This window comes from Geobacter psychrophilus, assembly GCF_056821595.1.
Genome location: NZ_JBXDTU010000004.1, coordinates 3,218,548 through 3,234,450, shown reverse-complemented (window position 1 = coordinate 3,234,450; position 15,903 = coordinate 3,218,548). Strand labels below are relative to the sequence as shown.

The 15,903-nt window shown below is 56.0% G+C and carries 14 protein-coding genes and 1 pseudogene; 14 read left to right on the top strand and 1 reads right to left on the bottom strand.

Annotation, left to right across the window (positions count from 1 at the left end; genetic code table 11):
- Positions 1-55 precede the first annotated feature (55 nt).
- The 11 genes from ACOCF6_RS17470 to ACOCF6_RS17420 all read left to right on the top strand — a co-directional run bounded on the left by ACOCF6_RS17470 (position 56) and on the right by ACOCF6_RS17420 (position 10,878).
- Positions 56-610 (top strand): hypothetical protein, encoded by a 555-nt coding sequence (locus tag ACOCF6_RS17470; protein WP_482461606.1) that lies wholly within the window; start codon positions 56-58, stop codon positions 608-610.
- 231 nt (positions 611-841) lie between these two features.
- Positions 842-3,130: a TonB-dependent receptor gene (locus ACOCF6_RS17465; protein WP_482461605.1), complete on the top strand. Its 2,289-nt coding sequence runs from the start codon at positions 842-844 to the stop codon at positions 3,128-3,130.
- Between the two features lie 96 nt (positions 3,131-3,226).
- A complete protein-coding gene (locus tag ACOCF6_RS17460) occupies positions 3,227-3,934 on the top strand; it encodes an energy transducer TonB family protein (RefSeq protein ID WP_482461604.1) in 708 nt (235 codons plus the stop codon).
- 138 nt (positions 3,935-4,072) lie between these two features.
- Positions 4,073-4,474: a hypothetical protein gene (locus tag ACOCF6_RS17455; protein ID WP_482461603.1), complete on the top strand. Its 402-nt coding sequence runs from the start codon at positions 4,073-4,075 to the stop codon at positions 4,472-4,474.
- 23 nt (positions 4,475-4,497) lie between these two features.
- On the top strand, positions 4,498-4,995 hold the full coding sequence (locus ACOCF6_RS17450; RefSeq protein WP_482461602.1) for a nitrous oxide reductase accessory protein NosL: 498 nt from the start codon (positions 4,498-4,500) through the stop codon (positions 4,993-4,995).
- An 84-nt stretch (positions 4,996-5,079) separates the two neighbouring features.
- Positions 5,080-5,562, top strand: a complete 483-nt coding sequence (locus ACOCF6_RS17445) for a nitrous oxide reductase accessory protein NosL (protein ID WP_482461601.1) — start codon at positions 5,080-5,082, stop codon at positions 5,560-5,562.
- 21 nt (positions 5,563-5,583) lie between these two features.
- Positions 5,584-5,886, top strand: a complete 303-nt coding sequence (locus tag ACOCF6_RS17440) for a hypothetical protein (protein WP_482461600.1) — start codon at positions 5,584-5,586, stop codon at positions 5,884-5,886.
- The gene (locus tag ACOCF6_RS17435) at positions 5,870-7,006 is read left to right on the top strand and encodes an ABC transporter permease (protein ID WP_482461599.1); all 1,137 of its coding nucleotides are present in this window, start codon (positions 5,870-5,872) and stop codon (positions 7,004-7,006) included. Before ACOCF6_RS17440 ends, ACOCF6_RS17435 begins: the two co-directional genes overlap by 17 nt.
- A gap of 2 nt (positions 7,007-7,008) precedes the next feature.
- Positions 7,009-7,737: an ABC transporter ATP-binding protein gene (locus ACOCF6_RS17430; RefSeq protein ID WP_482461598.1), complete on the top strand. Its 729-nt coding sequence runs from the start codon at positions 7,009-7,011 to the stop codon at positions 7,735-7,737.
- Complete coding sequence (locus tag ACOCF6_RS17425) at positions 7,734-8,726, top strand: hypothetical protein (protein ID WP_482461597.1); 993 nt, start codon at positions 7,734-7,736, stop codon at positions 8,724-8,726. Before ACOCF6_RS17430 ends, ACOCF6_RS17425 begins: the two co-directional genes overlap by 4 nt.
- Before the next feature lie 103 nt (positions 8,727-8,829).
- On the top strand, positions 8,830-10,878 hold the full coding sequence (locus ACOCF6_RS17420) for a GspE/PulE family protein (protein WP_482461596.1): 2,049 nt from the start codon (positions 8,830-8,832) through the stop codon (positions 10,876-10,878).
- 10 nt (positions 10,879-10,888) lie between these two features.
- Here ACOCF6_RS17420 and ACOCF6_RS17415 read toward each other — a convergent pair.
- Positions 10,889-11,416: pseudogene (locus ACOCF6_RS17415) on the bottom strand (M23 family metallopeptidase); the annotation flags it as partial.
- 357 nt (positions 11,417-11,773) lie between these two features.
- Between ACOCF6_RS17415 and ACOCF6_RS17410 the strand changes: the two are divergent.
- The 3 genes from ACOCF6_RS17410 to rnr all read left to right on the top strand — a co-directional run bounded on the left by ACOCF6_RS17410 (position 11,774) and on the right by rnr (position 15,869).
- Positions 11,774-12,622: a PA4780 family RIO1-like protein kinase gene (locus ACOCF6_RS17410; protein ID WP_482461595.1), complete on the top strand. Its 849-nt coding sequence runs from the start codon at positions 11,774-11,776 to the stop codon at positions 12,620-12,622.
- Positions 12,622-13,503 carry a pseudouridine synthase gene (locus ACOCF6_RS17405; RefSeq protein WP_482461594.1) on the top strand — a complete coding sequence of 294 codons (882 nt, stop codon included), beginning with the start codon at positions 12,622-12,624 and terminating at the stop codon, positions 13,501-13,503. Before ACOCF6_RS17410 ends, ACOCF6_RS17405 begins: the two co-directional genes overlap by 1 nt.
- Positions 13,504-13,565: 62 nt before the next feature.
- Complete coding sequence (rnr, locus tag ACOCF6_RS17400) at positions 13,566-15,869, top strand: ribonuclease R (RefSeq protein ID WP_482461593.1); 2,304 nt, start codon at positions 13,566-13,568, stop codon at positions 15,867-15,869.
- Positions 15,870-15,903 lie beyond the last annotated feature (34 nt).

Sequence of the window (15,903 nt, the reverse complement as noted above, 5' to 3'; positions counted from 1 at the left end):
AATCGGCATTTTATCATCACTAAGCATTTTCATAGGAATGCAGGATTAAAACATCTTGACTAACCAGGTCAAGATGACAATACTTATAAAAATAATGGACACGTTATCTAAAGGACATCGGCATAATAGCTTGTCGCGCCGCCTGATGGCTACAGTTTTAGCCGTTATGTACCTGCTTATGGCTTTGAGTCCTTTGGTATCGTTTACCCTGCATCCTGCAAGCACCGCCCATGCAGCAACAGGCGAATGTTCTGGTGATTGCAACATCTGTGGCTGTTCACTGGAAAACAGGGCAAACAAAACCTGCTGCTGTGCGCAAAAACTGAAACAACAGTCTTATGCACACGAAGAAGATCAAGACAGCATATCTGACTGCTGCAAGAAGAAACCGGTTGAAAAGAAGACCATTATCGCCTGCGGCTGCCCCTGCGGAAGCGGGAAACACCCCGCCCTGTCAGTCAACGACACATCTGAAATATTGCCTTTTCATTTCACAGAACAATTCAGTATCCCCCACACTGATACCACCTATACCAACCCAACCCAACGCCTGACATCCCGCCACGGCGAACCTCCTGATCCACCCCCAAGGCTTACTCCGCTCGTCTGAATGTTCCCTGCAGCATTTGTAAGCACCTATTGTGGCGCTGCTGCCTACTTGTGTTTTCACGCCTCGTACACCTGAGAATCAAGGCGTATCTGCACGTGCCGATGCTGACGTATTCCTGCACCTACAGTGCGCGGCAAGCATGCATCTGACTGCTGCTCGATCGCGGCAGCGGTGAATACACGGTACGACCTGTATCGGAATAATTCATGAATTGATAAGGAGATTTACATAATGAATAAAACAACTATCGCTACAATCCTGGCTTGGGGCATGACTGCCTGCGCGGTGCAAGCCGAAGAGCCAAAGAGGCAACAGCTGGAGCTTGATGATGCGTTGGTTATCGGCGCCAAGCCGCAACCGGCACCCGCCGATACCGACACCCTGGATGCCGCCGCTATTGCCGCCCAGCGTCCCTCTGTAAACGACACATCCCAACTGCTGGGCGACGTGCCGGGCGTCACCCTTTACAGCGCCGGCGGAGTTTCCGGCTTGCCGGTCATTCACGGGCTGGCCGACGACCGTATCCGAACCAAGGTCAATGGCATGGATCTCATCTCGGCCTGTGCCAACCATATGAACCCGCCGCTCTCATACATCAATCCGACCAATGTGGAGAACGTCAAGGTTTTTGCAGGATTGGCCCCGGTCAGCGTCGGCGGTGACAGCATCGGCGGCACGATCATCGTCAACTCACGGACACCGCGCTTTGCCGGTCACGGTGAAGGTTTGCTGACCACCGGCGAACTGGGGGCTTTCTATCGTTCGAACGGTGATGCCTTCGGTTCCAACCTGTCGGCAACGATTGCCAATGAAACCGCGAGCGCCAGCTACAACGGCTCAATCGCGCAATCAGGCAACTACAAGGCCGCCAGGAACTTCAAGCCGGGAACACAGGCCACCGGTACCATTGACGGCCCTCACTGGATCGCCGGCGATGAGGTCGGCTCGTCCAGCTACCGGTCCGAGAATCACCTGCTCGACGTCGCTCTGCGTCATGAAAACCATCTGCTGAACCTGAACTTCGGCTATCAGCACATACCCTATCAGGGCTTCCCGAACCAGCGCATGGACATGACCTTTAACGAAAGCTTTCAGGGCAATCTCAGGTATTCCGGAAACTATCAATGGGGATCTCTGGAAACCCGCTTGTACAATGAACATACGCGGCACACCATGAATTTCGCCAACGACAAGCAGTACTTCTACGGCAGCGCTGCAACCTTCGTGGCTCCCGGCATGCCCATGGAGACCGAGGGCAATAACACCGGCGCCTTACTCAAGGCCGATGTTGTGCTTTCGGAACGCGACATCCTGCGGATGGGGGCCGAATACCAACGCTACCGCCTGGACGACTGGTGGCCCCCTTCTCCGTCCGTCCTGCCGCCCGGCTTCACCACGGGAGGGATGGCCCCCAACACGTTCAAGAACATCAATGACGGCCAACGGGACCGCCTGGCCATTTTTGCCGAATGGGAGGCCCGCTGGAATCCGGAGTGGCTGACCCTGACCGGAGCGCGCGGCGAGTGGGTCGACATGGATACCGGTACCATACAGGGTTATAACAACGGACCCATGTACAATGGCGCACCATTGTTCCCGGTTACCACCTTCAATGCCCGCCACCGCCAACGCTCCGATTACAATCTGGACCTGACCACCCTGGCCCGCCATACCCAGAGTGCCATGCTGTCTTTCGAGGGCGGCTATGCCATGAAAACCCGCTCACCCAATCTCTACGAACGGTATGCCTGGTCGCCAAACACCATGGCGATGGAGATGATCAATTTCACCGGCGACGGCAACTATTACATCGGCAATCTCGACCTGAAGCCCGAAGTGGCGCACACCATTAGTGCCACTGCCGACTGGCATGATCCTGCCGGGGAGAGCTGGGGCCTGAAGATCACGCCCTACTTTACCTATGTCCAGGACTACATCGATGCCCGCCGGTGCCCAACCAGCGTCTGCGGCACAAGTACGGCGGTACAGAACAGCCTGACCGCCAGGAGCGGTTTCGTGTATCTCCAGTTTGCGAACCAATCCGCCCAATTCTACGGGCTCGATATCTCCGGCCATGTCCCCTTGGCAACAACCGACAACTTCGGCCGTTTTTCAGCGACCGGCAAGTTCAGTTACGTCAGGGGCACTAACGAGACAACCGGCGACAATCTGTACAACATCATGCCGCCAAACGCAAAACTGGTGATTATTCATAAGATCTGGGGCTGGTCAAATAGTGTCGAAGCGGAATTTGTTGCTGACAAGGAGGAGGTCTCCCAGGTAAGGGATGAGCTCAAGACCGGCGGATATAGCCTGTTCAATTTGCGCAGCAGTTACGAATGGAAATATGCACGTCTGGATCTGGGCATCACCAACCTCTTTGACAGGTTCTACAACCTGCCGTTGGGAGGAGTCTATACCGGTCAGGGTGCCACCATGTCGGGGTCCGCGATTCCCGCAAACATCCCTGTACCCGGGATGGGGCGTTCATTTTATGCCGGACTTACCGTGAAATTTTGAGAATTGATTTTCTTGTAAGTACACAATCGTGCGCTTACAAGGATGTGGAGTCCGACATGGTACTCAATACCGTATGCTTGGAAACGGAGGTATCCAATGGGTAGCTTGGCAAAGGAGCTGGCCATTTCGTTCGTCCTGCACCTGGGATTACTGGTGCTGGTGCTAAGTCTGACTGTTAAAAACGTGACGTTGACTTCGCCGGTAGTCATCGATCTCACACTCAATGACTTTCCGGCCCGCGAATATCACACGATGTACAAACCCGGGCAGCAGGTTGTCACCTCCAAGCAGGCGATTTCTCCATCGCCCCGACCGGTTCAGAAGGAACACGTCTCGCCGGCACCGCAACCGGTGCTGGTCGTCGGTCAACAAGCGTTGCCGGTACATGCCATAGCTCCGTCTGACACAGTGGTCACGGAGATTGCCCCACGAAAGATCCGTGCCGAGTCAACAGTATCAAAATCCGTTGCAGAATCTCGCCCGGACCAGCGAGATCAAGAGAAGATAACACCGGAAAAAGCCCAGCAGAAATACCTCAAGGAACACTTCTCCTATATCCGCGACCTGATAATAAAGCGGCTGAGCTATCCTGCCGTTGCCCGCCGCATGGGGTGGAGCGGCAAAGTAGTACTGGCTTTTATTGTCGCCGAGGATGGCAGCATACTCTCGCTGCAGATCAGGAACAGCAGCGGCTACCAGGTTCTGGACACGTGCGCCATTGATACCGTCAAAGCCGTGGCACCGTTCCCGCGCCCTCCGGTCGCTGCAGAGATTGTCATGCCGGTACATTTCCGGCTTCAATAAGCAGAGAAAAAGATACGTACCGTCCCAGGGCGATTGACCTTGGAAATCTTGAAACTGCCGGGATACGGCAGAATGTACCTAGACATTCCATGGTATCCACGGTAAGATTTTCAGACAAATTTCACAGGAGGTAACACCATGAAACGATTTGTTCTGGTAGTACTGTCAATGTTGTTTGTTCTGTCGACTGTCAGCATGGTCATGGCGGACAAGGGAGTAAAAGCAAAGTTCGAAACCAAAGCCGGCGATACCATCTATGTCTGCGGTTGCGGCGCAGGCTGCGACTGCGGCAGCCTGGCCAAGAAGGAAGGCAAGTGCGGCTGCGGCAAGGATCTGGTAAAAACCACCGTCACAAAGGTTGACAAGACCAAGGTATATTACGCGCTGGACGGCAAGGAAATGTCCGCCCCCATCAACGGCAAGTATGCCTGCGGCTGCGGCGACGGGTGTGATTGCGGTTCCGTCAGCCAAAAGCCCGGCAAGTGCGGCTGTGACAAGGACATGGTGAAGGTGAAACAACCGTCGAAGACCAAAAAATAATCTTTGAAGAGGAGATATACCTTATGAAGAAACTCTGGATAGCCATGCTGCTTGTGCTGTCGCTCGGCACCGTTTGTCTGGCTGCAGACAAGGTCGAAGCCCCGGATGCCTGTGTACATTGCGGCATGGATCGCACCAAGTTCGCCCACAGCCGCATGATCGTAACCTACACCGACAGCAGCAGCGCCGGCACCTGCAGCCTGAATTGCATCGTAACCGACCTGTCGAAAAACAAAGCCAAGACCGTCAAATCATTCCAGGTGGCTGACTACAACACCAAAAAACTGATTGACGCCAAAAGTGCCGCCTGGGTTATCGGTGGTACCAAGAAAGGAGTCATGACGCCGGTCGCAAAATGGGCCTTTGCCGACAAGAAGGAGGCCGATGCCTTCATCAAGGCCAATGGCGGCAAGCCGGCCACATTCGGCGAGGCTCTCAAGGCCGCCGAAAAGGAACAGAGCGACAAGACACAAAACAAGAAGCCCCAGGAACACAAGGGGCATGGCGACCATAAAATGTAGTACGTATTTCAGGGCAGCCGGCAGGCTTCGTACCTGCCGGCTGCCCTGGTACCAGGATTTTTCGAGATCAACAAAGGATTTACCATGCAATCATTCAGATTTCTGGCGACACTGCTTCTCAGTCTGACGTTACTGTATTCAGCAGCCTTTGCAACACCTCAAGCCTCCCCTACCCCGGCGGCAAAGGACAAATGCCCGGTCTGCGGGATGTTTGTCAGCAAATACCCGGACTGGGTCGTCAGCATCACGTTTGCAGACTCCTCCACACTGTTTTTTGACGGGGCCAAGGATTTCTTTACCTACTATCACAGCATGCAGAAGCACTCCCCCGCAAAAAGACAGGCTTCCATTGCGGCCGTAACCGTCCATGATTATTATACCCTTAAACCAATAGACGCCCGGCAGTCATATTTTGTTGTTGGCAGCGATGTGTACGGCCCCATGGGAAAAGAACTGGTGCCTTTTGGAAAAGCGGTCGATGCCCAGGCCTTTTTCAAGGACCACAAAGGCAAAAAGGTTCTGCACTTCAATGAGGTCTCACCGGCAATCCTGAAGTCCATGGAATAACCCTGCAATGGTCATCCTCTGATGCGCAAATCAACTGCCTACATCTGTTTCACGGCAACACACGTTGTGCTTATTTTTGGCATGCTGCTGCACACATATCTGAGCCGAAGTTCATCCGCTCCGGAGCAAAAGGAAAGAGTCGGGCTGGTAAAAACCCTGCGCCTGACCGATCTCTGTCTGTTTACCGAAGCCCGATATACCCGCCATCCGGCCATGGCCGACCGCTTTGCCCCGTTCCAGGACCACCCCACGGCACTGGAGCACTTCCCGTCCGGATCATTTGTAACGCCACCTATCCAGAGGCCCCATGAGCGCACCCCTTAACCGCCACGGCAATATCCTCGACTTTGCCCTCTCTTCCCTGTTGCGCAGGAAGTCGAAGAACGTTTCCCTGCTGATCGTGTATGCGCTGATCGTCTTTGTGATCGCCTCATTGATCTTTTTCGTGCAGGCCATGAAACGGGAAGCGGTCCAACTCCTCAAGGAGGCACCCGATATGGTCGTACAGCGGATGATCGCCGGGCGCCACGACCTGATACCGGCCGGATACGGCAGGCAGATCAGCTCCATCCGGGGGGTGACCGCTGTATCGCCACGACTGTGGGGTTATTACTACGACCAGGTCTTTGGCGCCAACTACACCCTGCTGGTGCCGGAAGAGCCGACCATCGAACCGGGCAACATCCTGATCGGCCCGGGGGTTTCACGTAATCAGCGGGTCAAGGCCGGTGATATGCTGACCCTGCGTTCCTCCGCCAATGCCACCCTGCTGCTCACGGTGCAGGGTATCTATCCCAGCAGCTCCGAACTGATCTCTTCCGACCTGATCGTACTGTCGGCAGAGGATTTCCAGACCATGTTCAACCTGCCCGCAGGCTACGCCACCGACCTGGCCGTGACCGTCGCCAACCCCCGGGAACAGACCACGGTCGCCGCCAAGATCGCGGAACTGTTCCCCGACACGCGCCCGATCCTCAAAAGCGAGATCCTGAGAACCTACGACTCGCTCTTCGAATGGCGCGGCGGCATGATGGTGGTCATGCTGGCCGTGGCGGTGCTCTCCTTCATCATCTTCGCCTGGGACAAGGCCACCGGGCTTTCGGCCGAGGAGCGCAAGGAAATCGGCATCCTCAAGTCGATCGGCTGGGAGACCTCGGATGTGCTGCTGCTCAAATTCTGGGAAGGGATCGTGATCTCGCTGTCGGCCTTCCTGGTGGGGACCGTGCTGGCCTACGGCCATGTATTCCTGTTCTCGGCAGCGCTGTTCGAGCACGCCCTCAAGGGGTGGTCGGTCATCTACCCCCAGTTCAAGCTGACCCCGGTTATCGACGCCTATCAGTTGACGGTACTTTTTTTCCTGACCGTACTGCCCTATACCGCAGCAACCATCATTCCGGCCTGGCTGGCTGCCACCGTACCACCCGATGCCGCCATGAGGTCATAAGCATGATCGAACTCAGCAGCGTGACAAAGACCTACAACAGCGGCAAGCACAACCAGTTTACCGCGGTGGATGCGGTGAACCTGGCCATACAGCCGGGAGGCCTGACGATCCTGAAGGGTCCCAGCGGATCCGGCAAGACAACGCTCCTGGCACTGATCGGCTGCATGGCCCGTCCCAGTTCAGGCCGCATCCGTCTGCAGGGCATCCACACCTCGTTTTTCCCGGAAAACGGTGGTGAGGCCGCACTGGATATCACCAGCCTGCCGGAACGGTTTTTGACCGAGATCCGTCGTACGACCTTCGGCTTCATCTTCCAGCAGTTCAACCTGGTCAAGGGGATCAGCGCACTGGAAAACATCATGCTGCCGGCCTATCCGACCGGTGAGAGCCAGGCAGCCTTCCGCCGGCGCGCCCTGGAGCTGATGGAACTGTTCTCGGTTTCACGCCTTGCGGCCTCACCGATTGACTGGCTGTCGGGCGGAGAACTGCAGCGGGTGGCCATCGCCCGCGCCCTGATCAACAACCCGGCCATTGTGATTGCCGACGAACCGACCGCCCATCTCGACAGCAAGCTTTCCTCTGAATTCATGACCATCGTCGGCGACCTGAAGGCACAAGGCAAGACGGTTCTGATCGCCAGCCATGACCCGCTGGTATTTGATTCCGGGCTGGCCGACACCGTTGTCGGCATGCGGGACGGCCGGATTACCGACATCACGGGCGCATCATGATCCAGCACCCCGCCATCCTGGCACTTACAATTGCATCCTTGCTGACGTCGCTGATGCTGATCTACGCCGGCTGGTACGGGACCCGCATCCTGGAAAAATGGGATCTGCAGAGCGGTAGCGAACTGCAGCTGGACCTTGAGCGGCGCACCTACCTGATCTCCATCATCCTCAGCTACATCCTGCTCTTCCAGATAGCATCCCTGTTCCTGTACATATTCACCGCCGACAACCTGCACAGCCAGTTCACCGGCGCCATGTGCGCGGCCGGCAGCCTGGGGGTCAACAGCTACGGCTACCCGGTCCTGATCCTGAAAATTGTCAACTGCCTGCTTGCGGGGGTCTGGCTGATCATCAACCACGTCGATACCCGCGGCTACGACTATCCGTTGATCAAGGCCAAATACGGACTGCTCAATATCCTGGTGCCGCTGGTGCTGTTGGAAGCCATATTCCAGTTTGTGTATTTCTACAACCTGAAAGCCGATGTGATCACCTCCTGCTGCGGCAGCCTGTTCAGTACCGACACGCACAGCATTGCCGGGGAGATTGCCGGCCTGCCGAACGGCCCCATGCAGCTGGCATTTTTCGTATGCATGGCCGCCACCGTGGCCAGCGGCTGTTTCTTCTACGTTAAAAGTCGGGGGGCAATTTTATTTTCAACCCTCAGCAGCCTGACCTTTATCGTCGCGGCCGCTGCACTGGTTTCGTTCATCTGCCTCTATTTCTACGAACTCCCCAGCCATCACTGCCCCTTCTGCATCCTGCAGAAGGAGTATCGCTACATCGGCTACGCCCTCTACGCCACCCTGCTGGGCGGGGCGGTCGGCGGCCTGGGTGTGGGGGCGCTGGCAACCTTTTCCTCCTGTACAAGCCTTTCCAAGGTCATCCCGTCAATTCAGCGGCGACTTACGGCCATGACGCTGATCCTGTATCTGCTGTTTACCCTGATCGCAAGCTGGCGCATGCTGTCCACATCGTTTCGGCTCTGATCCTCATTTACTGACTGTCAATTGCATTCCGCAAAAGCAGCGGTAAACTTTAGCAAAGATCTCCCCCTGTTTTTTTCTATCCAGTCCCGTAAAGGTTGTCGTTATGCCGGAAGTAAAACTCGGTGAATTGCTGATACTCAACAAAATGATTACCAATGAGCAGTTTGATCAGGCGCTGGAAATGCAGCAGCTCAATCCTGAACTGCCTATTGGCCAGATATTGTGTCAGATGGGGTTTCTGAAAGCTGATGATCTGGAATTCGTTCTTGACCACAACAACAAGCGTAGAAAACTGGGGGAGATACTGGTTTCGCTGAATTTGATCAGCGAAGAGCGGCTAAAAAATGCTTTAAAATTGAGTACAGAAGAGAATGTCCCGCTCGGCAGGGCACTCATTAAGCAGCATCTGCTCGATGAAGAACAGGTTGCCCGTGCCATAGCCCTCCAGCACGATATGAAGTTCGTCGGTCTGGCCGGCGTACGGTTCGATTCTTCGCTTTCCAGCTTCGTCAATGCGACATTTGCCCAACGGCTACGGATCGTTCCCATCCGTTGCAGGGACAATATCCTGACCATCGCCATGGCATATCCTATCCAGCGGGATGAACTTGCTCAACTTGAAAGATGCTGCAAGATGCACATTGCCCCGGTCATTGCCAAAGAGAGCGATATCATAATTGCTCAACAAAAAATCTTCAAAATCACCGGGGTTTCCGAGCATGCAAAGCTGCACTTCGAACTTACCGAAGATCAGGAACGCGACGGTGTCAGATCAAAATACGTAAATGACTTTATCAGCGCAGATGTGGATTACCTTACCAAACGGATCATTACCTCCGGCATCAAGGATGGCACCAGCGATATCCATCTTGAATCGACCGAAAACGGCATGGAGATCCGCTATCGCCTGGATGGTATCCTGCAGACCATAGATCTGGGGGCCGATGGGGCGTTGATTAGCGCTAACGCCCGGCAGATTGTCTCCAAGATAAAGATTCTGTGCGACATGGATATTTCCGAGCGTCGCCGTCCGCAGGACAGCAGCTTCAAAATGAAAGTATCCAAGGAAGGACAGGTTCGCAGTGTTGACTTCAGAGTATCGACGGTGCCAACGCAATACGGCGAAAATGTGGTCATTCGAATTCTGGACAAACGGATTGGAACCATTACTCTGGAGGGATTGGGATACGCTCCCGAAGATGTTGCAGCGTTCTACAAGGCCCTTGACAAACCAACCGGCATCTTTCTGGTTACCGGACCGACCGGTTCGGGAAAGTCATCAACCCTGTATGCCGCGCTCTCCCATATCAATACCCCCGGATCAAAAACGCTGACTATTGAAGACCCGATTGAATACAGCATAGACGGTATCATCCAGACCGAGGTAAACGAGATTATCGGCAATACCTTTGCCCGACTGTTGCGGGCCTTTATGCGTCAGGATCCTGATAATATCATGGTCGGTGAGATCCGTGACCTTGAAACCGCAACAATTGCTATGCGTGCAGCACTCACGGGGCACACCGTACTATCAACCCTGCACACCAACGATGCAACCAGTTCGGTAACGCGGCTTATTGATATGGGTGTTGAACCAAGTCTGATTTCAACGACGCTTCGTTGTGTCCTTGCCCAAAGATTGGTGCGCCGCATCTGTACGAAATGCAAGGTGTCCTATTCACCTCCCGCAAAACTCCTGGAAGAATTCGGCATTCCATCCTTGGACAGCATGGTTTTTTATATGGGCAAGGGCTGTCCTGACTGCCATTATACCGGCTTCAGCGGCCGCCTTCCTATCGTAGAACTCTGGATTCCCAACCGTGACGAGTTGCTGTTTATCAACCGCCGCCCCGACAATCTCTCCCTGCGAAATATTGTATTTTCATCAACGAACCGTCTCAGCATGATCGATGATGGTTTCCGGCGGGTCCAGGCAGGTGAGACAACCCTTGAGGAACTACTGAGAACAGTGCCCTACGAACAGATCGAGTCAGGACGGGAGAAGATTGCAGATACATTTGCAAAAGCAACTAGGAACGGTGTTGCCGTCTGTCGGCACGAACCAGGTCATGGTAAACATCAAACGGGATCAGACGTCCTCCCTGATTCTTTACTACTGAAAGATGCAGATGAGTCGGCGAGCGCCGTTTAGCAGCATTACGACCCGTCCGCCCGACAGTAGCAAGCGGGTCACCCGGCTTGACAATTGCAGCCAGGTCCACCAGAACATCTGCGTTGTGAGCATAGTAGACCAATTGGTCGTACACAGGATCATAGACCCAGATATAATTCCCCCCCCGCAAAGGACTTCCCGCCACCCAATTTTTCTCCAGTGCCACGACTATCCCCCCGGTCAATGAAAGGACCGCTATCGGCAGGCCGCTGCGGTCATCAAGTCCGTCCTGGTTGCGGTCATGGATAAAGATATCGTAGGAGGGGTGTCCGCCATGACGGTTGCCGCTGAAGAAGTCGTAGCCACGAGCGCTATAACCATGCCGCCTGCCACCGCCAATCGCCCTGGCATCATATCCAGACAAAGGGAAGGCCCAGGCGGATTTCGGATAATCGCCGCCGCCAGCCCGGTAATACACATTCCGCACCTCTGACAGAAGCCGCTTGATTTCGATCCCTGCAGACCTGCTGTCGATCCTGTTGTCACGGATACGGGTATTGAGTGCATTGAAATCCATGCAGACTGAGGTCAGAGGACGTGCGGCCCCCGACTGTTCTGTGAGTTCAGACAGCTCCGGAGGGAATTCGATCCCGGCAACAGGTGAGGACATCAGACAAACACACATATAACAGGGTACGATGAACAACAGGGTGACTTGAAAGGTTTTCACAAATATATCCGGAGGGCGGGGATCAGTGCATCTTAGACTGGAATGTAGCATCTTCGGTCTACCTGATTCAATGCATATTCTGCACAGGACATGTTCATACATCATCAAAAAAGAGTCCAACTGGACTGCCGGGTATGCTAGTATGTGCGGTGAATAATTCACAACGGCATACAAACGTTATAGAAAAAGGCTGATTGCACACATATGAAAATTCCAAAATGCTTTGAAACACTTGTCATCAACGGCTTCGTCGATGAGGTTGTCCGCCAGCTGATGAGCGGCAAGGAAGCCGAAGTCTACGTTGTCCGGTCTCACGGAGAGATCCGCTGCGCCAAGGTCTATAAGGAGGCCGCTAAACGGAGCTTCAGCCAGCAGTCACAGTATCAGGAAGGGCGCAAGGTACGGAACAGCCGCCAGGCGCGCGCCATGGAGAAAAACAGCCGCTATGGACGCAAGGAGCAGGAGGAAGCCTGGCAGAATACCGAGGTTGAGACACTGGGCCGTTTAGCTGACGCCGGTGTCCGCGTGCCGAAAATGTACAGTTACGTCGAAGGGATCCTGTTGATGGAACTGGTGGTCGACGAGCAGGGCAATCCCGCACCCCGGTTGAACGACATGAGACTGACGGCTGAGCAGGCCCGCGACTACCATAGCGCCATAATGGGGCAGATTGTCCTCATGCTCTGCGCCGGGACAGTCCATGGCGACCTGTCCGAGTACAACGTCCTGGTCGGCGCAGACGGACTGGTCATCATCGACCTGCCCCAGGCCATTGATGCCGCGGGTAACAACAATGCCGGCAAGATGCTCGAACGTGACGTGGCCAATATGACCGCCTATTTTGGCCGTTTTGCCCCCGAACTCCTGACCAGCGAATACGGCAAGGAGATCTGGAAGCTCTACGCCAGCGGCCAGCTCACCCCTACGACCAAACTTACCGGACAGTTTACCCCCTGCGCCAAACCGGCTGATGTCGGAGGCGTCATGCGTGAAGTGGACTCTGCCCGGATCTGGCACGAACGACGGTTGGCCAAGGCAACCGGGACCAGCTGATGGCGATTTCCGCCACCCCCTCAAAAGTCACCCTGCCGGCTGCCGCGTCGCCCTACCCTTCGATTCTTGAATTTCTGACCGGTCGTTTTCCACAGGTCGCGAGCAGTTGCTGGCAGCAGCGCATCAATGACGGCAAGGTCCTCAATGCCGACCATGTCCCGATATCTGCCGATACAGCTTATGTCCCGCACAAGCAGCTGCTCTATTTCAGAGAAGTGCCACAGGAGCGGGTGATACCGTTTACCGAGCAGATCCTCTTTCAGGATGACCACCTGCTGGTGGCCTGCAAACCACACTTCCTGCCCGTCATACCGGGGGGAGGGTATGTCAATGAATGCCTGCTGAACCGTTTGAGAAACAGAACGGGCAATGTGGATCTGGTGCCGCTGCATCGCATCGACCGTGAGACGGCAGGGCTTGTCATGTTTTCCGTCAACCCTGCAACCAGGGGGCTGTATGCCAGGCTGTTCGCGAACGGCCTGATAGCAAAATCATATCAGGCCCTGGCCGAATGCCCTCATGTTCCGGAAGAGACCGACTGGACCGTCGAGAATCGGATTGTCAAGGGCGAGCCCTGGTTTCGGATGCAGACCGTTCCCGGCCCCCCGAATGCCCGTTCGACCATCCGCATGCTGGAGAAAGTTGGTCACATCGCCCGCTTTGACCTGATCCCGATTACGGGCAAGACCCATCAGCTGAGAATCCACATGAGCGGCCTGGGATTCAGAATACTCAATGACCGTTATTACCCTGAGCTGCAACCGGAGCAGGCCGATGACTTCGTGAAACCGCTTCGTCTGATTGCCAAGACGGTGAGATTTCGCGATCCGGTCAGCGGCAAGGACAGGGTATTCTGCTCCGAACGCGAACTGACCTGGTAGAAGCGCTCTTTGGCTGAATAAGCGCAGTAACAACCTTCACAATCGTACGATAGGAACAGACCATGCAACTTTCCAAGAAAAATATTCTGGCGGTTCTGAAAGAACAGGATGGAGCAATCCCGTTTGCCGGACTGCTGCGGGAGTTCGGTGGACGCCACGTCAAACATGAACTCAAGCGCATGCTGGATGATATGGCTGATGACGGTGAGCTCATCCGCTTCAAGGGCAACAGCTACGCGCTGGCAACGGCCGTCAAGAGCATCAGGGGCACCCTGTCCACCCACCGTGACGGCTACGGCTTTGTCACCCCAACAGGGGGCGGCGAAGATATCTTTATCCCCCAGCGCTACATGAAAAGCGCCATGCATGGCGATACGGTCGAGGTACAGGCCGGCCGCAGCCGCATGGGTGGCGGCAAACAGGAGGGGCGCATCACGGCCATCGCCCAGCGGGCCAGCAGTCGGATCGTGGGACGCTACGAGGAGACCAGCCGGGGTGCGGTCGTGATCCCCGAGGAAAGCCGCCTCAACCTGGTGGTCGCCATCCCCCCCAAGGGGCGCGGCAAAGCCGAGGACGGCCATCAGGTGGTGGTTGAATTGACCTCCTACCCGATCGGCGGCCGCCCGGCCGAGGGGCGGATCGTGGAGGTACTGGGCTGGCCGGACGATCCCGAGGTGGAAGTGCAGTCGGCCATCCGCCGCTTTGACCTGCAGCATGTCTTCGGCACGGACGCACTGGCCGAAGCCGATAACGTGCCGGAAACCGTTTCAGCAGCGGATCTGAAGGGTCGGGTGGACCTGCGCAGCATGCCGACTGTCACCATCGACGGCGAGACCGCCCGCGACTTCGACGATGCCGTTTCCCTGCGCCGCGAGGGGACCAACAGCCGTTTGTGGGTCTCCATCGCCGATGTCTCCAACTACGTCCGGCCGGGCAGCGCCCTGGACCGTGATGCCTACCTGCGCGGCACCTCGGTCTATTTCCCGGACCGCTGCCTCCCCATGCTGCCCGAGCGCCTATCCAACGGCATCTGCTCGCTCAACCCCCATGTGGATCGCCTGACCATGACGGCCGAGATGCTCTTCGACGCCAGGGGGAACATGCTGGAATCCAGTTTCTACCCCAGCGTCATCAAAAGCACGGCCCGCCTGACCTACACGATCGTCAAGCAGATCATCGTTGACAATGACCCGGAGGCAACGGACAAGCACCGCCCCCTGGCGCCCATGCTGATGGAGATGAAAGGGTTGGCCCTGGCCCTGATGGTGATGCGCAAGCAGCGCGGCAGCATCGACTTCGACCTGCCGGAACCGGAGATCATCATCGGCCTGACCGGCCAGACTGAAGGGATCATCCGCGCCGAGCGCAACCTGGCCCATCAGTTGATCGAGCAGTTCATGCTGGCGGCCAACGAGGCGGTGGCCGCCTACGTCACCGATAGGAGCATCCCCTTCCTGTACCGGGTCCACGAGAACCCCGATCCGGCCAAGCTGGTCAATTTCCAGGAATTCGTCTACGGCTTCGGCTATGAATTCGCCCTGGTCGAGGAGCGGGTCAATCCTGCCGACCTGCAGCGTCTGCTGGCCCAGGCCGAGGGAAAACCGGAAGAACGCATGCTCAACTACGCCCTGCTGCGCTGCATGAAACAGGCCCGCTATGCGGCCGAGAACCTAGGACATTTCGGCCTGGCATCCCGTTGCTACTGCCACTTCACCTCCCCGATCCGACGTTATCCGGATCTGGTGGTGCACCGCATCCTGCGGGCGGCCCTGGCAGCGGGAGAGCACACGGGTGACAAACGGGCCGAGAAGCAGCTCGCCATCGCCACCGAGCGCCTGGGCGAGATCGCTGAACACACCAGCAAACGCGAACGGGTTGCCATGGAAGCCGAGCGGGATGTGGTCGAGCTGAAGAAGGTGCAGTTCATGCAGCAGCACCTGGGGAAGGAATTCGACGGTTTCATCACCGGCGTGACCGCTTTCGGCTTCTTCGTGGAACTGGAGGAACTGTTCGTGGAGGGCTTGGTGCACATCACCACCCTGAATGACGACCTCTACACCTTTGTGGAGAAACAGCACTCCCTGATCGGCCGGCGACTCAAACGGGTCTTCCGTATCGGCGACAAGACCAGGGTCACGGTGGCAGCGGTCATTCCGGCTACACGCAGGATAGAGTTTGCCCTGGTTGGGCACACCACTTCGGCGCCACCGAACATGCTGGCTGTGGCTGATATCCAACAGATCGAATATCCCCGCATCCCGGTCAGGGGCAAACGGGTCAGTAACCTTGGACTCAGCCAGGAAAAGGGTGCCGGCAAAGCCCGAACTCCAGTCGGCTCGCAGTCATCCCGAAAAAAAAGACGCTAAACCGGTTGCGCAACAGAACGCCACTATGGTAGGT

Coding starts and splice junctions, on each gene's coding strand:
- ACOCF6_RS17465 (WP_482461605.1), top strand. CDS start 842: ATGAATAAAACAACTATCGCTACAATCCTGGCTTGGGGCATGACTGCC.
- ACOCF6_RS17460 (WP_482461604.1), top strand. CDS start 3,227: ATGGGTAGCTTGGCAAAGGAGCTGGCCATTTCGTTCGTCCTGCACCTG.
- ACOCF6_RS17455 (WP_482461603.1), top strand. CDS start 4,073: ATGAAACGATTTGTTCTGGTAGTACTGTCAATGTTGTTTGTTCTGTCG.
- ACOCF6_RS17450 (WP_482461602.1), top strand. CDS start 4,498: ATGAAGAAACTCTGGATAGCCATGCTGCTTGTGCTGTCGCTCGGCACC.
- ACOCF6_RS17445 (WP_482461601.1), top strand. CDS start 5,080: ATGCAATCATTCAGATTTCTGGCGACACTGCTTCTCAGTCTGACGTTA.
- ACOCF6_RS17440 (WP_482461600.1), top strand. CDS start 5,584: ATGCGCAAATCAACTGCCTACATCTGTTTCACGGCAACACACGTTGTG.
- ACOCF6_RS17435 (WP_482461599.1), top strand. CDS start 5,870: ATGAGCGCACCCCTTAACCGCCACGGCAATATCCTCGACTTTGCCCTC.
- ACOCF6_RS17430 (WP_482461598.1), top strand. CDS start 7,009: ATGATCGAACTCAGCAGCGTGACAAAGACCTACAACAGCGGCAAGCAC.
- ACOCF6_RS17425 (WP_482461597.1), top strand. CDS start 7,734: ATGATCCAGCACCCCGCCATCCTGGCACTTACAATTGCATCCTTGCTG.
- ACOCF6_RS17420 (WP_482461596.1), top strand. CDS start 8,830: ATGCCGGAAGTAAAACTCGGTGAATTGCTGATACTCAACAAAATGATT.
- ACOCF6_RS17410 (WP_482461595.1), top strand. CDS start 11,774: ATGAAAATTCCAAAATGCTTTGAAACACTTGTCATCAACGGCTTCGTC.
- ACOCF6_RS17405 (WP_482461594.1), top strand. CDS start 12,622: ATGGCGATTTCCGCCACCCCCTCAAAAGTCACCCTGCCGGCTGCCGCG.
- rnr (WP_482461593.1), top strand. CDS start 13,566: ATGCAACTTTCCAAGAAAAATATTCTGGCGGTTCTGAAAGAACAGGAT.